Source organism: Nocardia arseniciresistens (assembly GCF_046764875.1).
GTDB lineage: Bacteria > Actinomycetota > Actinomycetes > Mycobacteriales > Mycobacteriaceae > Nocardia > Nocardia arseniciresistens.
The window spans coordinates 359267-373785 of record NZ_JBKORD010000007.1; the positions used below are offsets into that span (position 1 = coordinate 359267).

Sequence of the window (14519 nt, forward strand, 5' to 3'; positions counted from 1 at the left end):
CCGCGACCGGCGGATTGCCGCAACACCGGCGCGTGCGGGGTTGCCATCATCATCTGGGTGAATATGATTCAAACTTCAAGTAACACAATGGGTTACGGGCATGTTGCTACGTCTTGCGGATTTCCCAGGATGGAGAATTTGATCTTTCGTTCACCGATCCGGGCAGCTATGCTCGGCCGCGAGATTCGGAACTGTTTGGCGGTCTGCGCATTTGGGTAGGTCGCCGCACGCAGGTGGGTCGGGGGAATCACGCCGTCTCCCGTAGGTGAACGCGAGTGCGGAAGTGCGGAACTTGTCAGAGTTATTGAATCCGCCGGATGGCGAACCGCAGGAACACGCCCATCAGGGTCCATACATGCCCTATACGGCGCTACTCACATCCGCTGTCATTACCGCGGTCGTGGTGGTAATTGCCGTGATCAGCGCGCCCTCCCAATTCCGTATCCCGCTCGCCGGGGGCACGATCCTGGCCTCGATCATCCTGTGCGCCAGCATCACCGCAACGGCGCACTATCGCGGCGAAACCGAGCGAGCCCGCCGCGCGGCCGCGACCGCGAGCGCCGACACCTCCGCCACGTTCACGGCCGCGATCACGGCCGCCGAAGAGCTGGCGGCAAGCCATGAGCAGGCGTCTATCGCCAGCGAGAACCGCAGAGCCGCAGCGATGTCCGCATTCGCGGGCGCCGCGGGCCGCATGCAAGCAATGACCACCAGCATGCTCGCGGAACTGCGGGAGATGGAGCACCGGCACGGCGACCCGCGTGTGCTCGCCGACCTGTTGCACTTGGATCACCGCACCGCACAGGCGGGCCGACTCGCCGACAGTATCGCCGTACTCAGCGGTGCGCGAACCGGTCGCCGCTGGGCCAAACCGATTGCCATGGAATCGATCCTGCGTGGCGCGATGGGCCGAATCGCCGGATATCAGCGCGTGCGGTTGCGCGCCATTACCGACATCGCCATCGCGGGCCACGCGGCCGAAGGCGTCATGCATACCCTGGCGGAACTGCTCGACAACGCCTGTAATTTCTCGCCGCCGACCACCGAAGTCCACGTCTACGCCGCCGAGGTCCCCGCCGGGGTCGTGCTGACCATCGAGGACAGCGGGCTTGTCATGAGCGAATCGGCGCTGCGCCGCGCCCAGCAGGCCGTCTCGGTATCGGGTCCGAACGGACGCGGTGGCCGGGCAGGGTTGGACCTGTCGTCGCTGACCGGGACCCGGCTCGGACTCGCCGTAGTGGGTCATCTCGCGCGCAAACACGGACTCACCGTGTCCTACCGGCCCTCCGCGATCGGCGGAACGGCGGTGGTCATGGTGGTTCCACGAGATCTCATCGCCCGCGTCGAGCGCGCACGGGAACCGATCACCGCGATCGCGCTGCCCGCACCCGCCGAACTCGCTACCGCCGTCGAACCCGCGCCGACGCCCGCTCCGGCGGCTTCGGCGCTGCCGAAGCGGCAACGGGGCAGCACCCTGGCCGCGGTCCACCCGGAAGGCCTGTCCACCCCGAGTACACAGACCGCGGCGACCCCGCCCGCATCGACGCCTTCCGCGATGGGCGCATTCCAGCGCGCGTTGGCCGGTCGTGAGACCGATACCACCACACCCCCTTCCCCTTCCGTTGCTGTGGAGAATGAACAATGACAACGTCTTTGCCGACGCAGCTGGGCTGGCTGTTGGAACAACTGCTATCCCGCACTCCGCGAACGCGACATGCCTTGCTGTTGTCCGGCGACGGCCTGAAGATCTGCCACACACCGGAACTCGGCACCGATAGCGCCGATCAGCTCGCCGCGATCGCGGCGGGTATCCAGAGCCTTTCCCATGGCGCCTCGGTCGAATTCGGTGACGGCCGTGGCGGTGTGCGCCAGTCGATGACCGAGTTCTACGGCGGCATCCTGTTCGTCGTCGAGGCCGGTATGGGCGCCCATATCGCCGTCGTCGCCGCCGAGGACGCGGATGCGGGACTGGTCGGCCACAACATGCGGGAGCTCGTGGAACAACTGGGGCACTACCTCGCCGCCGCGCCGCGCGTCGGGGGAGGGAGCGTGTCTTGAGTTGGAGCGGCCGCGACGACGACCCGGATCGGCTCTACACACTGACCGGCGGACGCAGCACACCGGACTCCGACAGCTTCGATCTGGTCGCCCTCGTGGTCAGCGAGTGCGATCCGTCACCGGGCATGCAGTCCGAACACGTGGCGATCCTCGATATGTGCCGGGCGCCGACCGCCGTCGTCGAGATCGCGGCGGAGCTACGACTACCGATCGGTATCGCAACGGTCCTGCTCTCGGACCTGCTGCACGCAGGCAAGATCACCGTGCGTCATCCGCAGACGGGCCCCACAGTTCTTGGCGCACCGTGGAATTCGCTGCCCGACGCCACCACCCTCGAGAAGGTGCTCGTTGGACTCCGCAAACTTTGATTCTCGGCCCGCACGGGCCGACGCACCGCTGAACAACAGCGCCCGTCATGGACTGAAAATCGTCATAGTCGGCGGCTTCGGTGTCGGCAAGACCACCATGGTCCGCTCGGTCAGCGAGATTCGCCCGCTCGACACCGAAGCGACAATGACTAAGGCGGGCTTGGGAATCGACGACCCGCGTGGCGCGCCCGAAAAGTCGACGACGACGGTCGCCTTCGATTTCGGGCGGATCACCATCGACGACGAGAACGTGCTCTACCTTTTCGGCGCCCCTGGCCAGGAACGGTTTCGGTTTCTGTGGGACCGCCTGTTCACCGGCGCGCTCGGTGCGATCGTGCTCATCGATCAACGCAGGATCGCCGACTCTTGGTACGCCATCGACAGGCTCGAGCACCAGCGGACGCCATTCATCGTGGCGTGCAACAACTTCGGCGAATCTGCGGATGGAGGTGACGCGGTCCGCGACGCCCTCGATCTCGATCCGCGGGTACCGCTCATCGAATGCGACGCCAGGTCACGCGAATCCAGCAAGCAGGTACTGATCACCCTGGTCGAGCATCTCCACACCGACACAACGCCCGCACCGGCCCGGCCCACTCTCCTCACCGCCTCGGAGCCCGCATCATGACAACGCCAAGTGCCACGTCGGGCAACACCCAGCAGTGCCCGGTGACCGGCGCCGTACCGCTGAGCGGCCCTGGCTTCCACATCGACCCGAACCAGCTCTATCGGGAGATGCGCCGCGAGCACGGGCCGGTGGTCGCGGTGGAGCTGCCCGGCGGTTTTCCGGCCTGGCTCGTCATCGGATACCGCGAGCTGCACCAGGTCACCAGCGATCCGGAGTTGTTCCCCCGCGACGTCGGCCGGTGGAATCAGTGGCCCAACGTCCCGGAGGATTGGCCACTGCTCCCCATGGTCGGGCGGCCAATGCCGTCGATCTACTTCACCGCGGGCGCGGAGCACCTCAGGCACGTCGCGATGGTGGAGCCCGCGCTGGAATTGGTCGATCCCTTCGAATTGCGCCGCACGTGTGAAGATTTGGCCGACCAGCTGATCGACGTCTTCTGTGGCAGAGGCGTCGGCGATCTGGTCGCCGATTTCGCGGAGCCGCTGCCGGTGCTCGCGCTCGCCAGAATCGTCGGCTTCCCCGAGGAGGACGGGCCGCAGCTGGCATGGCTGTTGAAGGCGTTGGCCGATGGCGGCGCCGATGCCCAGATGGCCTACGGGCGCCTGTTCGAGCACATGCAGCACCTGGTCGCGGTGAAGAAGGAGCGGCCCGGCACCGACCTGGTATCGCGGATGCTCGCGCACCCGATGCCGTTCACCGATGAGGAATACGCGATGGACCTGATGGCGATCACCGCCGCAGGACATCTGACGACCGCGGACTGGCTCGCGAGCTCGGTGCGACTGATGCTCACCGACGACCGGTTCGCCGCCGCACTCGGCGGCGGTCGGCACAGCGTGGGCCAGGCGATGAACGAGGTGCTGTGGGAAGAAACACCGACACAGATCCTCGCGGGTCGCTGGGCGGCCCGTGACACCAGGCTCGGCGACAAAATCATCGGGGCCGGTGACATGCTCCTGCTCGGACTCGCGGCCGCCAACGCCGATCCACACGTCCGCCAACATCTCGGCGCGAGTGCCGAACCGGCGCATACGGGCAACAGCGCACACTTCGCGTTCAGCTACGGCGAGTACCGCTGCCCGTTCCCCGCCCAACAGATCGCCGAAATTATCGCGCGAACCGGTATCGAGGTGCTGCTCGACCGGCTGCCCGATATCGACCTCGCGGTGCCCGTCGAGAGCCTGATCCGACGCCCGTCGGTATTCATGCGCGGCATGGTGTCGTTGCCTGTCCGTTTCACACCTGTTCGCGCTGTCGGAGGTAATCAGTGAGCCAAGGTTGTCCGCATGCCGGGCCTATCGCCATCGACCCGATGGTCGGTGATCTCGCCGGGGAAACCACCCGACTACGCGCCGCGGGACCGCTCGCCCGCATCGAACTGCTCGGCGTACCGGCATGGACGGTCACCGAACACGCACTGGCCAGGCAACTGGTCACCGATCCCCGACTGATCAAAGACATCAATGCCTGGTCACTGTGGACCACCGGAGTCGTAACCCGGCAATGGCCGCTGATCGGCATGATCGACGTCGGCCGATCCATGTTCACCGTCGATGGCCCCGAACACCGACGACTACGCATCAAAACCACCCAAGCACTCACACCCCGCCGGTTGGACGCACTGCGCCCGGTGATCGAACGCCTCACCACCGAACTTCTCGACGACCTGGCCGACGCCGGACAAGACAACGCGGTCCTCGACCTGAAGTCCGAGTTCGCCTACCCGCTGCCCATGCGCGTCATCAGCGAGCTCATGGGCGTGGACCGCGCCGATCACCCGATGCTGCTCACCTGGTACAAAGCGTTCTTCTCGCTCCTCACCCCGCAGGATGAGCGGTTGCGAGTGATCAGCGACCTGACCGACTACTTCACCGAGATGGTGCGCAAGAAGACCGCCGATCCGACCGACGACCTGACCACCGCCCTCATCCTCGCCGACGACGACGGCCGGCCATTGACCGAAGCGGAGGTCGTCGGCAATCTGCAAGCGCTGGTGGCGGCCGGGCACGAAACCACCGTCGGCTTGATCCTCAACACCGTGCGCGCCCTCCTGCGTGAGCCCGGCCAGTTGTCCGGCCTGCACCGTGGTGAATACGAGTGGAAAACCACGGTCGAGGAAACCCTGCGCTGGGACAGCCCCGTAACCCATCTACTGATGCGGTTCGCCACCGACGACATCACCGTCGGCGACACCGTCATCGAAAAGGGCGAGGGCGTGGTCATGTCATACCGCGCCATCGGCAGAGACACCACCCTGCACGGTCCGGACGCCGACGAGTTCGACATCACTCGCCCAACAGCCCACCGGCACATGGCATTCGGCTACGGCCCCCACATTTGCCCAGGCGCGGCCCTCGCCCGACTCGAAGCAAGCATCGCGCTACCCGCGCTGTTCGCACGCTTCCCCGACCTACGCCTCGCGGTACCCGACGAGGACATCCACAACCTCCCCGTTCTCACACAGAACGATTTAGCCGCGTTCCCAATACATTTGGGCAGCTGAACGCTTTCCAGCAATGGGAGGAAGGCGCTGCAACGATGAAGACCGCTCGAGGACAATCTTTTCGGTTCCGAGCATGCCACTGCTTGGATTCCAAGGGCCTTGGGTCCGCTCCGTCAACGCTCGTTCGTCGCACCCTTTGCGACCTTGGCCGCCAGCTCCCTCCGCCACGGAGTACGCGGACCCTCGGATTGGGGAATGGTGGGGAATGTGGCATGCATTGTAGTTGAGTCAACGCGGCGACTTCTAGAGTTCGGCGAAACCGCGTACAATTCGACCAGGTCGGGACAGCATCTGGAGCCCATCATGACTGAGAGAAAGAATTCACACACAAAATTCGCCCGGTTGGCGGCCGCCGCTGGTATTGCCGCAATTGCTGCGATTCCGGTCGTCGCAGCGGCGCAAGCGCCTACCGCACATGCAACGACGCCCAAGTCTGCAACCCAACTCGTCGACAGCCCCGGTTGGGGTAACGGCGGCGGCTGGGGCAACGGCGGCTGGGGTAACGGCGGCGGCCGAGGCAACGGCGGCTGGGGTAACGGCGGCGGCTGGGGCTGGGGGAACGGCGGCTGGGGCTGGGGCAACGGCGGCTGGGGCTGGGGCAACGGCGGCTGGGGTAACGGCGGCGGCTGGGGTAACGGCGGCGGCTGGGGCAACGGCGGCGGCTGGGGCTGGAATCCCGGCTGGGGTGGCTGGGGCAGCTTCTAGCGCAGGTGACTGAGCCCGGACACGCACAAGCGTGCCGGGCTCGGCTGCATCGAGTACCGATCATGTGACGCCAGGTTCGACCAACCGGGCTGGAGCTGGTGACCAGATGAAGATTGTGTGTATCGGTGGCGGGCCGGCCGGTTTGTACTTCGCTATTTCGATGAAGCGGCGCGACCCGGCCCATGACATCACGGTGATCGACCGCGATCCCGCCGGATCCACCTATGGCTGGGGCGTCGTGTACTGGGACGACCTGCTCGACATTCTGTATCGGAATGACCCCGACAGCGCCCACGCGGTGCGTGCCGGGTCGGTCCTATGGCGTGAACAGGCAATCCATGTGCGCGACGACCAGACCGCACATTTCGGGGGCTACGGGTTCAGCATGGGGCGCGCGGCATTGCTCGACGTACTTTCCCGACGGGCGAGCGACCTTGGCGTCGATGTCCAGCACGGGCGAGAGATCCACGATCTATCCGGCTTCGACGACACCGATCTCATCGTCGCCTCCGACGGCGCGAACAGCCAGGTACGGCAGCTGGGTAACCATCTTTTCGGCACGTCCGTCACACTCGGCGAGAATCGATATATCTGGCTCGGTACGGACAAGATCTTCACCCGATTTACCTTCGCCTTCGAACACACCTCGGCCGGTTGGATCTGGTTCCATGCCTACCCGTCGGTTGCCGAAAAAATCAGCACCTGCATCGTTGAGTGCCAACCGCAGACTTGGCATGGACTGGGATTCGATTCCCTGGACAACCTGGAGAACTTGCGTGTTCTCGAGAACATATTCACGCGCCTTCTGGACGGTCACTCGTTGATCAGCAAGACACGAGACGAGTTCGCAAGGTGGAGCCGCTTTCCCGAGGTAACCAACAAGACCTGGTATCACGACAACGTGGTACTGCTCGGCGATGCAGCACACACGACACACTTCACCATCGGTTCGGGCACCCGGTTGGCAATCGTCGACGCCGTCGTACTCGCCCAGAACCTGTACGAGCATGCCGAGGTCACCGACGCGCTGGAGAACTACGATGCGCAGCGGCGCGCTGCGCTGCGCCCAGTACAGGCCGCCGCCCGCACCAGCATGATCTGGTTCGAACACGCCGACCGGTATCTCGACCGCAACGCCGTGCAATTCGCCTATGCAATGGCGGCACGGCACGGGCTACAAATGCCGTGGCGATATCAGCAACACCTGCTCACACAGGTACCCACTGTGCGCAAGATCCGCCGCGCCATCGACTCCGGACGGCGATGGTGGCGGGCTGCCCGACGGGGGGAACTCGCGATGGCACTGCCCACGCCACGACACGCACCCGAACCGATACCGACCGATCAGTCGATGTTCTGATCCCCGCACAAGCCGGGCGCCGGCACATGGACTGTGCCGGATCAGAGGTAACGGTCGTTCGGACACAGCGACATTCAGACCCACGGAGAGGAATCCGTCGCGGCGCTTTTTATGAGAGCGGATGACGGGATTCGAACCCGCGACCCTCACCTTGGCAAGGTGATGCGCTACCACTGCGCTACATCCGCGTGCGTCGCATGTCGGCCGGGTGTCCGGCCGCGCATGTTGTGCGACGCTGAATTGTAGTGGGTGCGGCCCGGATCGGTGAAATCCTGAGGTGTCGGGGCGTTACTGGGACATCGCGTTATCGGCCGCGCCGAACGCGGCGGCGTGGTCGGTTGCCCATTCGGCGTATGCGCGTGGTGTGCGGCCGAGGACCTGTCGAACGTCGTCGGTAAGGACGGCGTTGCCGCCCGCACGAACGAAGGCCTGACCCGCGAGAGCGCCGTCGGCGAATTCCAGGGACATGCCCGCGGCGAGCATGTGTTCACGAGCGGTGTCTTCGGGGACGTCGATCGATTCAACGGGGTGGGCGAGGACAGTGGCGAGCACGGCGGCCTGGTCTGGGCCGGTGAGGAGTTCGGGGCCGGTGAGGGTGTAGATACGGCCTGCGTGGCCGGGTGCGACAAGGGCCTCGACGGCCACTGCCGCGACATCGCGTGGGTCGACGACGCCCTGGGTGCCCGAACCGGTCAGGTTGGGTACGGGCCGGCCGGACCGGATCGCATCCGACCAGCTCAGGGTGTTAGAAGCAAAAGCGCTCGGGCGCAGGATCGTCCAGTCCAGTCCACTTTCGCGGGCAGCGGTTTCCCCTGGGAGGTGCCAGGTGCCGACGCGGCCGAGCTCGGGCTCGCCGGTACCGATCGCGGAGAGTTTCACGATTCGGCGGACACCTGCCGCCTTGGCGGTCGCGACCAACGCTCGGTCGGTTTCGGCGTCGTCCGGGCCGAGCACGCCGACGATGAAGGCCGCGTCCGCGCCGGACATGGCCGCGGCCATCGATGCGGTATCGGTGTAGTCGCCACGCACCACATCGATCTCGGCGGGCAGCTGTGCCCGCTCCGGGTCTCGCGTCACCGCGCGGACCCGCTCGCCGCGTGCCGCGAGTTGACGGACGATTTCGCTGCCGATGGTGCCGGTAGCACCGGTAATGAGGATCATGATGGCCAGCCTGCCGCCGCACACCCCGCGTTCTATAGGAAATTTCGGCACACCCGTACGACCTCGAACTGCTTACAGTGGATCGGGTGACCACCATGCTGCATCCGGCGCACACGCTGACCGAAGACCTCATCGAGACCACGGTCGCAGCGCCCGAATCCTTGCGGCCGTGGATCACCGAGATGGGGCACATCCCGACCGTCGACGACGTCTCGACGCCGTTCACTCATATCCCGCACACCGCGACGACGATCGTGCTGCGGGCCGAGGCGGCGGGCCACCACGAGGCGATGGTTGTCGGACCGCAGACCAGGGCGACCTACTACCAGGCCGACAAGCCCGCGGGGTGCCTACGTCTTCGCCTCGAACCGGGGGCAACCCGTCAGCTGCTCGGTGTGCCGGCCACCGACCTCGCAGACCGAGTTTTCCGGCTCGCCGACTTTCCCGGCGTCGCGGCCGACCTGGCGGATGAACTCGCACGCCTCACACCCGACGAGGTACTGCCCTTCTTGGAAGATGTCCTCCCGCAACGTATCTCCGAGGACCGCACGCAGCGCGCGCACCGGACCCTGCTCCGAACCGCCGTAGCCGCCATCTCCGCCGCACGCACCCCCATCCACGAACTAGCCGCCGACCTGGCCGTGAGCGAACGCCAGCTCCGCAACCTGTTCACCGCAGGAGTCGGTATCTCCCCCAAGCATTACGCCCGCATCGGCCGAGTCCGTCACATCCTCGCCCACGCCGGCAGCGCCCCATGGGCCCAACTGGCGACAACCACCGGCTACTACGACCAATCCCACATGACCGCCGACTTCCGCACTCTGATGGGCGTCCCCCCAACCTCTTTCCTGCGCGGTAACCTCCCCGCCCCCACCGCGTGCCAACTCCCAAGCCGCCCCTGACTCACTGCGGCTTGCGTTCAGGGCTACTGTCGCTGGTCTTCGAGGATGGCCTCCGCGACGGTGGGCGGTGCGGCCTGGGAATCGCTCCCCCTACTAAGAATCCTTGTCCGCCCGGCGCGCAGCCTTTTCCTCGGCTTCGGCGGCTTCCATCGCGTCGGCTTCTTCAAGGGTGGGCGCGCTGCCGCCGAGGCGGGCGGGAACCCAGTAGGCACCCTGCTCGTGTGGATAGTCGCGCTGGAGGTCCAGCAGCATTTCCTGCATGACGGAGCGGAGTTGAGCGGTGAGGTCCGCGGCGGGCTCGTAGGGCTGGATCGGGGCACCGACGGCGATGAAGATCGGAGTGTTGGTGCGGCCGAGGCGTTTCGGGAAGCCCTTGGTCCATACTCGCTGGGCACCCCAGATGACGATCGGGATGATCGGGACATCCGACTCGATCGCCATGCGCGCGGCTCCGGACTTGAAGTCCTTGATCTCGAAGCTGCGGCTGATGGTCGCCTCGGGATACACCCCGACCAGCTCGCCCTTGCGCAGGTACTCGACCGCGGCAAGGTAGGAGTCGGCGCCCGCCGATCGATCCACGGGAATGTGCTTGAGCGCCCGCATGATCGGCCCGGAGACGCGGTTGTCGAACACCTCTTTTTTGGCCATGAACCGGATGTAGCGCTTCGGCGTACGCACCGGAAGCCCGGCGTAGGTGAAGTCCATGTAGCCGGTGTGGTTGACCGCGATCACAGCGCCACCCCGGGCAGGGATATTCTCCTCACCCTTGACGGTGAATTCGAGACCTTCGACGAAGAAGACGGTACGGGCGAGGCCGACGATCGTCCGGTAGACGGGTTCCACAATTCCGCTAGCGTAGTCGCAGACTTTCCTATCCAGCAGGGCACCCGTGTCTATCCGCACAGCACCCTGTCTATCCGACACAGCACCCGTACCGAACCGGCACAGCACCCGCGCCGAACCGGCAGCAAGACCTACGAAAGAGGACCTTCGAAGTGGAACGCGCCCGACCGACAACGCGCGAACGCGACCGGAAAGACCCGCGTAATCGCGACCGGACAGCCCAACTCGATTGCGACCGGTCACTGACAAGCAGCAACCGTCGGACGCCGTCGCGCATCACCCGGACCGTGGTCGGCGCACTCGCCGGAGCCTTCGTGCTCGCGGGTTGCGACTCGGCCGTCGGCATTCCCAACGACGAACCCAACCGCGCAACGGTGCTGGCCACGACGGCGCCCGCCGCTGGTCCCAGCACGCCGAGCACCTCGGCGCTGCCGCCGATTCCCGCGAACGCCCCGCAGGTCGCAGCGGTGCCGGGCCTCCAGGCCGCCGCACCCGCCGTGCAGCGCTGGGCAGCCGACCTGCAAAACGAACCGATCACCGAGCTGCAAGCCGAGTGCTGGACCATGGCTCCGGGGAACGTGGCCGACATGTACGAGGACAAGCAGGCCATCCTCACCGCACTCGCCCAGCCCGGCGTCGCGACCGAGAACACGGTCACCTGGAAGACAAGGGCCACCACGGTCACCATCGACCGCGCCGACGTCGATAGCGGCTATGCCTGCCCGCGAGTGGTTGTGGCAGGCGGCGAAACCGGCCTCAACGATGCCGACGCGAGGCACACCGTTCGCCGGTATCTGGCCCGGTCCGTCGGGGCCCCGCTCGACCCCTCCGACAAGGAGGTCACCCACCCGCTCGTCTGCAAGCCGAACCCGCCGACCTGGGACCCGACCGGCACCGGCAGTCCGGTCGCCGCACCGCTGGCGAGCAACCCTGGCAAGCTGACCGGCGCCGCGAAGTTCGCCGACCAGGAGATCCAATCGGAGCGAATGCGGGCGGATTACATCGCGGTGCAGGTGCCCGTCACCAACTCCGCCGGCGTCACCCGGACGCGAACCTTCACACTGACCGATGGTCACGAAGGCGCCGAGGGCTACTGCATCGGCGACGTTTCGCCCTAGCCATTACCCTGAATGGCTGGTAACGGCTAGGAGGAGCAGCTCGTGCAGATCACCAGCGTCGGACACGCCGGATTCCATATTCGCACCACAGCAGGGTCGATCCTTTGCGATCCCTGGGTCAACCCCGCCTACTTCGGGTCGTGGTTCCCGTTCCCCGACAACACCCAGCTGGACTGGGATGAGCTGGGCAATTGCGATTTCCTGTACGTCTCGCACCTGCATCGCGACCACTTCGACGCGGAGCACCTGGCCGAGCACGTCAACAAGGAAGCGATCGTGCTGCTGCCGGACTACCCGGTGCCGGATCTGAAGCGCGAACTGGAACAGCTCGGCTTCACCAAGTTCGTCGAGACCGAGGACTCGGTGAAGCACACGATCACCGGTCCCGGCGGCGACATGGACATCATGATCATCGCGATGCGCGCGCCCGCCGACGGGCCGATCGGTGACTCCGGGCTTGTCGTCTCCGACGGTGCGACGACCTGTTTCAACATGAACGACGCCCGCCCCGTCGACATGGATGTGCTGCACAACTCGTTCGGCCGGATCGATATTCATCTGTTGCAGTACTCGGGCGCCATCTGGTACCCGATGGTCTACGACATCCCGAGCCGCACCAAGTCGAACTTCGGCAAGCAGAAGCGCCAGCGCGGGATGGATCGGTGCCGCAGCTACATCGAGCAGGTCGGCGCCACCTGGGTGGTGCCGTCGGCGGGGCCGCCGGTGTTCCTCGACGACGAGTTGCGCTATCTCAATGACGACCGCGGCGACGAGGGAAATATCTTCCCGGACCAGATGGTGTTCCTGGAGCAGATGCGCATCCACGGAAACGCGGGCGGGGTGCTGATGATCCCGGGCTCGGTCGCCGATGTGCGCGGTTCCGAACTGGAGTTGACCCATCCGTTCGAACCGGGGCTGATCTATGACAACAAGGCCGAATATATCGAGCTGATGGCGCAGCGCCTCGCACCGACGCTGGCAGCGGAGAAGGCGGGCTGGGCGCCCGCGACGGGTGAGCCGCTGTTGCGGCCATTGCGGGCCCTCTTCGAGCCGATCATGGCGCAGAGCGACCTGATCTGCGACGGTATCGGCTACCCCCTCGGCCTCGTGATCGGTGACGAGACGGTGGTTCTGGACTTCCCCAAGCGCGTCGTGCGCGCTCCGATCGAGGGAGAAGGCAGGTACCGCTACGGTTTTCGTATCCCTCCCGAGTTGGTGCGCACGGTGTTGCGTGACAGCGAGCCGGACTGGGTGAACACCATCTTCCTGTCCACCCGTTTCCAGGCGTGGCGCATCGGCGGTTACAACGAATTCCTCTACACGTTCTTCAAATGCCTTACCGACGAACGCATTGCCTATGCCGACGGCTGGTTCTCCGAGGCGCACGATGATTCCGCCTCCACCGAACTCGACGGCTGGGAAGTGCAGCGCCGCTGCCCGCATCTCAAGGCGGATCTGTCGAAATTCGGTGTCATCGAGGGCAATACGCTTACCTGTAATTTGCACGGGTGGCAGTGGGATCTGGAATCGGGTCGCTGCAAGACGTCCAAGGGTCACGAACTTCGTTCACGCAAGTTGAGCTGAACGTAGGGTTCGGCCGGCGTTGCGGGTGCGATCAGCCCGCGCGCAGCGTGGTGCGGGTGGTGGCGTAGGCGTCGTGGCGGGCGTAGCTGCGGTCGCCGCCGTTTCGGGTGACGGAGCCGCGGACGAGGCGGGTACGGATTCGGGCGCCTAGTTTTTCTTGGAATCGGGTGGCTCCGGGGAGGAGTTGGCGGGGGACCTCCAGTGCTCCGTTGACGACGGCGGTGGCCATGACCGCGGACTGGGAGAGTTTGTTGTCCGGCAGGCCGAGGAAGTTGGAGTTGGTCGGGCCGAGGATGATTCGGCTGTAGGCGACCATGTAGCTGGTGACCGCCTTGCGAACCAGGCGCTTGGGGGCGGTGTCGTCGCCGATGAACAGGCCGCCCGCGGCGGTGACGAGGGCCTGGGCGAGGCTGCGGGAGTCCTCATCGGGGATGAATTCGGTGTCTGCGAGGATCCAGAAGGCGCGCCAGGTGTCGGTTTCGCAGGTCGGCAAGATTTCGGCGTCGATGCCGAGCAGGAAGCCTACGTAGCGCCACAGATGGAAGACCGCGTCCTTCTCCTTGGCGGAGAATCGCAGCCCGAGTGCCTGTGCGCCAACCAGATTCGCCATCGAGAACAGGCCGAGGGTGCCCACGGTGAGCACTTGGTTCACCGGCTGATCCCATGCGGCGTAGTCCCAGTCGGGGCGTCGATTCATGCCCGCACGCACGAGCGCGTGCATCAGGCGGACCCGCAGCACGCTCTTGTAGCCGACCTGATTGCGTTGCAGGCCAGCGGGAGTGGTGACATCCAGCCACCACTGGGTGGTTTCGGCGAGTCTGCGCGGCGCCATCGCGTTCAGGTCGCCGGTGCCGACGAGCGTCTTGTCCGCGCGCGAGGCGAGATAGCCGCCCATCAGAGCGAACATGCCCATTGCGATGCCGCCCCATACGCTGGTGCGGCCGACGACGCGGGCGCCGCGGTCGATCTTGGTGCGGTTGAGCCAATACGGGTCCGCCTCGACCTGATCGAAGAGTGCCCGCAGCTCTTTCGGTGCGTCCGGCACCGCGTCGATGCCGTTCTCGACGGCGATCTCGAACATCCTGCGGCCCTCGCCGACCGGCAGGCGCTGGATCATCGCCACCACGTCGTCGGCGAGCGGGTCGCCGGCCTGCGCGAATCGGCGGAACGAATCACGCTGCGCCGCGGTGCAGCGCAGATCGCCCGGCGCGAGCACCGGTACCGCCTGCCGGAAGGGGAACTCGGTGAACAGCGGCGGAGTGGGTAGCAACTGGTTGTCATGCGTCATT

Annotated in this window: 14 protein-coding genes and 1 tRNA gene; 11 read left to right on the top strand and 4 right to left on the bottom strand. The window is 65.7% G+C overall.

The features are described 5' to 3' along the window. The first annotated feature begins 355 nt into the window (after window positions 1-355). The 8 genes from ACLMAJ_RS15575 (at window position 356) to ACLMAJ_RS15610 (ending at window position 7622) form a co-directional block, all read left to right on the top strand. Complete coding sequence (locus ACLMAJ_RS15575) at window positions 356-1645, top strand: ATP-binding protein (RefSeq protein ID WP_412014366.1); 1290 nt, start codon at window positions 356-358, stop codon at window positions 1643-1645. Continuing rightward, a complete protein-coding gene (locus ACLMAJ_RS15580; protein ID WP_412014367.1) occupies window positions 1642-2058 on the top strand; it encodes a roadblock/LC7 domain-containing protein in 417 nt (138 codons plus the stop codon). Before ACLMAJ_RS15575 ends, ACLMAJ_RS15580 begins: the two co-directional genes overlap by 4 nt. After that, window positions 2055-2426: a DUF742 domain-containing protein gene (locus ACLMAJ_RS15585; protein WP_412014368.1), complete on the top strand. Its 372-nt coding sequence runs from the start codon at window positions 2055-2057 to the stop codon at window positions 2424-2426. Before ACLMAJ_RS15580 ends, ACLMAJ_RS15585 begins: the two co-directional genes overlap by 4 nt. Then, entirely contained in the window at window positions 2407-3054 is a 648-nt protein-coding gene (locus ACLMAJ_RS15590) for a GTP-binding protein (RefSeq protein ID WP_412014369.1), read from the top strand. Before ACLMAJ_RS15585 ends, ACLMAJ_RS15590 begins: the two co-directional genes overlap by 20 nt. Further along, window positions 3051-4325, top strand: a complete 1275-nt coding sequence (locus tag ACLMAJ_RS15595; protein ID WP_412014370.1) for a cytochrome P450 — start codon at window positions 3051-3053, stop codon at window positions 4323-4325. The genes ACLMAJ_RS15590 and ACLMAJ_RS15595 overlap by 4 nt, the downstream gene beginning before the upstream one ends. Then, entirely contained in the window at window positions 4322-5557 is a 1236-nt protein-coding gene (locus ACLMAJ_RS15600) for a cytochrome P450 family protein (RefSeq protein ID WP_412014371.1), read from the top strand. The genes ACLMAJ_RS15595 and ACLMAJ_RS15600 overlap by 4 nt, the downstream gene beginning before the upstream one ends. Before the next feature lie 303 nt (window positions 5558-5860). Beyond that, complete coding sequence (locus ACLMAJ_RS15605; RefSeq protein ID WP_412014372.1) at window positions 5861-6262, top strand: hypothetical protein; 402 nt, start codon at window positions 5861-5863, stop codon at window positions 6260-6262. A 106-nt stretch (window positions 6263-6368) separates the two neighbouring features. Further along, entirely contained in the window at window positions 6369-7622 is a 1254-nt protein-coding gene (locus ACLMAJ_RS15610; protein ID WP_412014373.1) for an FAD-dependent monooxygenase, read from the top strand. A 116-nt stretch (window positions 7623-7738) separates the two neighbouring features. Here ACLMAJ_RS15610 and ACLMAJ_RS15615 read toward each other — a convergent pair. Beyond that, a tRNA-Gly gene (locus tag ACLMAJ_RS15615) sits at window positions 7739-7810 on the bottom strand. A gap of 100 nt (window positions 7811-7910) precedes the next feature. Continuing rightward, window positions 7911-8834 (bottom strand): SDR family NAD(P)-dependent oxidoreductase, encoded by a 924-nt coding sequence (locus tag ACLMAJ_RS15620; protein WP_412014374.1) that lies wholly within the window; start codon window positions 8832-8834, stop codon window positions 7911-7913. A 44-nt stretch (window positions 8835-8878) separates the two neighbouring features. Here ACLMAJ_RS15620 and ACLMAJ_RS15625 point away from each other — a divergent pair, with 44 nt between their 5' ends. Then, window positions 8879-9685 (top strand): AraC family transcriptional regulator, encoded by an 807-nt coding sequence (locus tag ACLMAJ_RS15625; RefSeq protein WP_412014451.1) that lies wholly within the window; start codon window positions 8879-8881, stop codon window positions 9683-9685. Window positions 9686-9778: 93 nt separating this feature from the next. On the opposite strand, the gene ACLMAJ_RS15630 is transcribed toward ACLMAJ_RS15625, so the two are convergent. After that, on the bottom strand, window positions 9779-10528 hold the full coding sequence (locus ACLMAJ_RS15630) for a lysophospholipid acyltransferase family protein (protein ID WP_412014375.1): 750 nt from the start codon (window positions 10526-10528) through the stop codon (window positions 9779-9781). Window positions 10529-10680: 152 nt separating this feature from the next. Here ACLMAJ_RS15630 and ACLMAJ_RS15635 point away from each other — a divergent pair, with 152 nt between their 5' ends. Next, window positions 10681-11646 (top strand): hypothetical protein, encoded by a 966-nt coding sequence (locus ACLMAJ_RS15635; protein WP_412014376.1) that lies wholly within the window; start codon window positions 10681-10683, stop codon window positions 11644-11646. A gap of 42 nt (window positions 11647-11688) precedes the next feature. After that, window positions 11689-13230, top strand: a complete 1542-nt coding sequence (locus ACLMAJ_RS15640) for a Rieske 2Fe-2S domain-containing protein (RefSeq protein ID WP_412014377.1) — start codon at window positions 11689-11691, stop codon at window positions 13228-13230. A 31-nt stretch (window positions 13231-13261) separates the two neighbouring features. Here the strand turns inward: ACLMAJ_RS15640 and ACLMAJ_RS15645 are convergent, their stop codons facing one another. After that, the gene (locus ACLMAJ_RS15645) at window positions 13262-14518 is read right to left on the bottom strand and encodes an oxygenase MpaB family protein (protein ID WP_412014378.1); all 1257 of its coding nucleotides are present in this window, start codon (window positions 14516-14518) and stop codon (window positions 13262-13264) included. Between the last annotated feature and the right edge of the window lies 1 nt (window position 14519).

What these genes read in the sequence shown, in the direction of transcription:
- ACLMAJ_RS15575 (WP_412014366.1), top strand. Translation starts at nt 356, where the DNA reads ATGCCCTATACGGCGCTACTCACATCCGCTGTCATTACCGCGGTCGTG.
- ACLMAJ_RS15580 (WP_412014367.1), top strand. Translation starts at nt 1,642, where the DNA reads ATGACAACGTCTTTGCCGACGCAGCTGGGCTGGCTGTTGGAACAACTG.
- ACLMAJ_RS15595 (WP_412014370.1), top strand. Translation starts at nt 3,051, where the DNA reads ATGACAACGCCAAGTGCCACGTCGGGCAACACCCAGCAGTGCCCGGTG.
- ACLMAJ_RS15605 (WP_412014372.1), top strand. Translation starts at nt 5,861, where the DNA reads ATGACTGAGAGAAAGAATTCACACACAAAATTCGCCCGGTTGGCGGCC.
- ACLMAJ_RS15610 (WP_412014373.1), top strand. Translation starts at nt 6,369, where the DNA reads ATGAAGATTGTGTGTATCGGTGGCGGGCCGGCCGGTTTGTACTTCGCT.
- ACLMAJ_RS15625 (WP_412014451.1), top strand. Translation starts at nt 8,879, where the DNA reads ATGCTGCATCCGGCGCACACGCTGACCGAAGACCTCATCGAGACCACG.
- ACLMAJ_RS15645 (WP_412014378.1), bottom strand. Translation starts at nt 14,518, where the DNA reads ATGACGCATGACAACCAGTTGCTACCCACTCCGCCGCTGTTCACCGAG.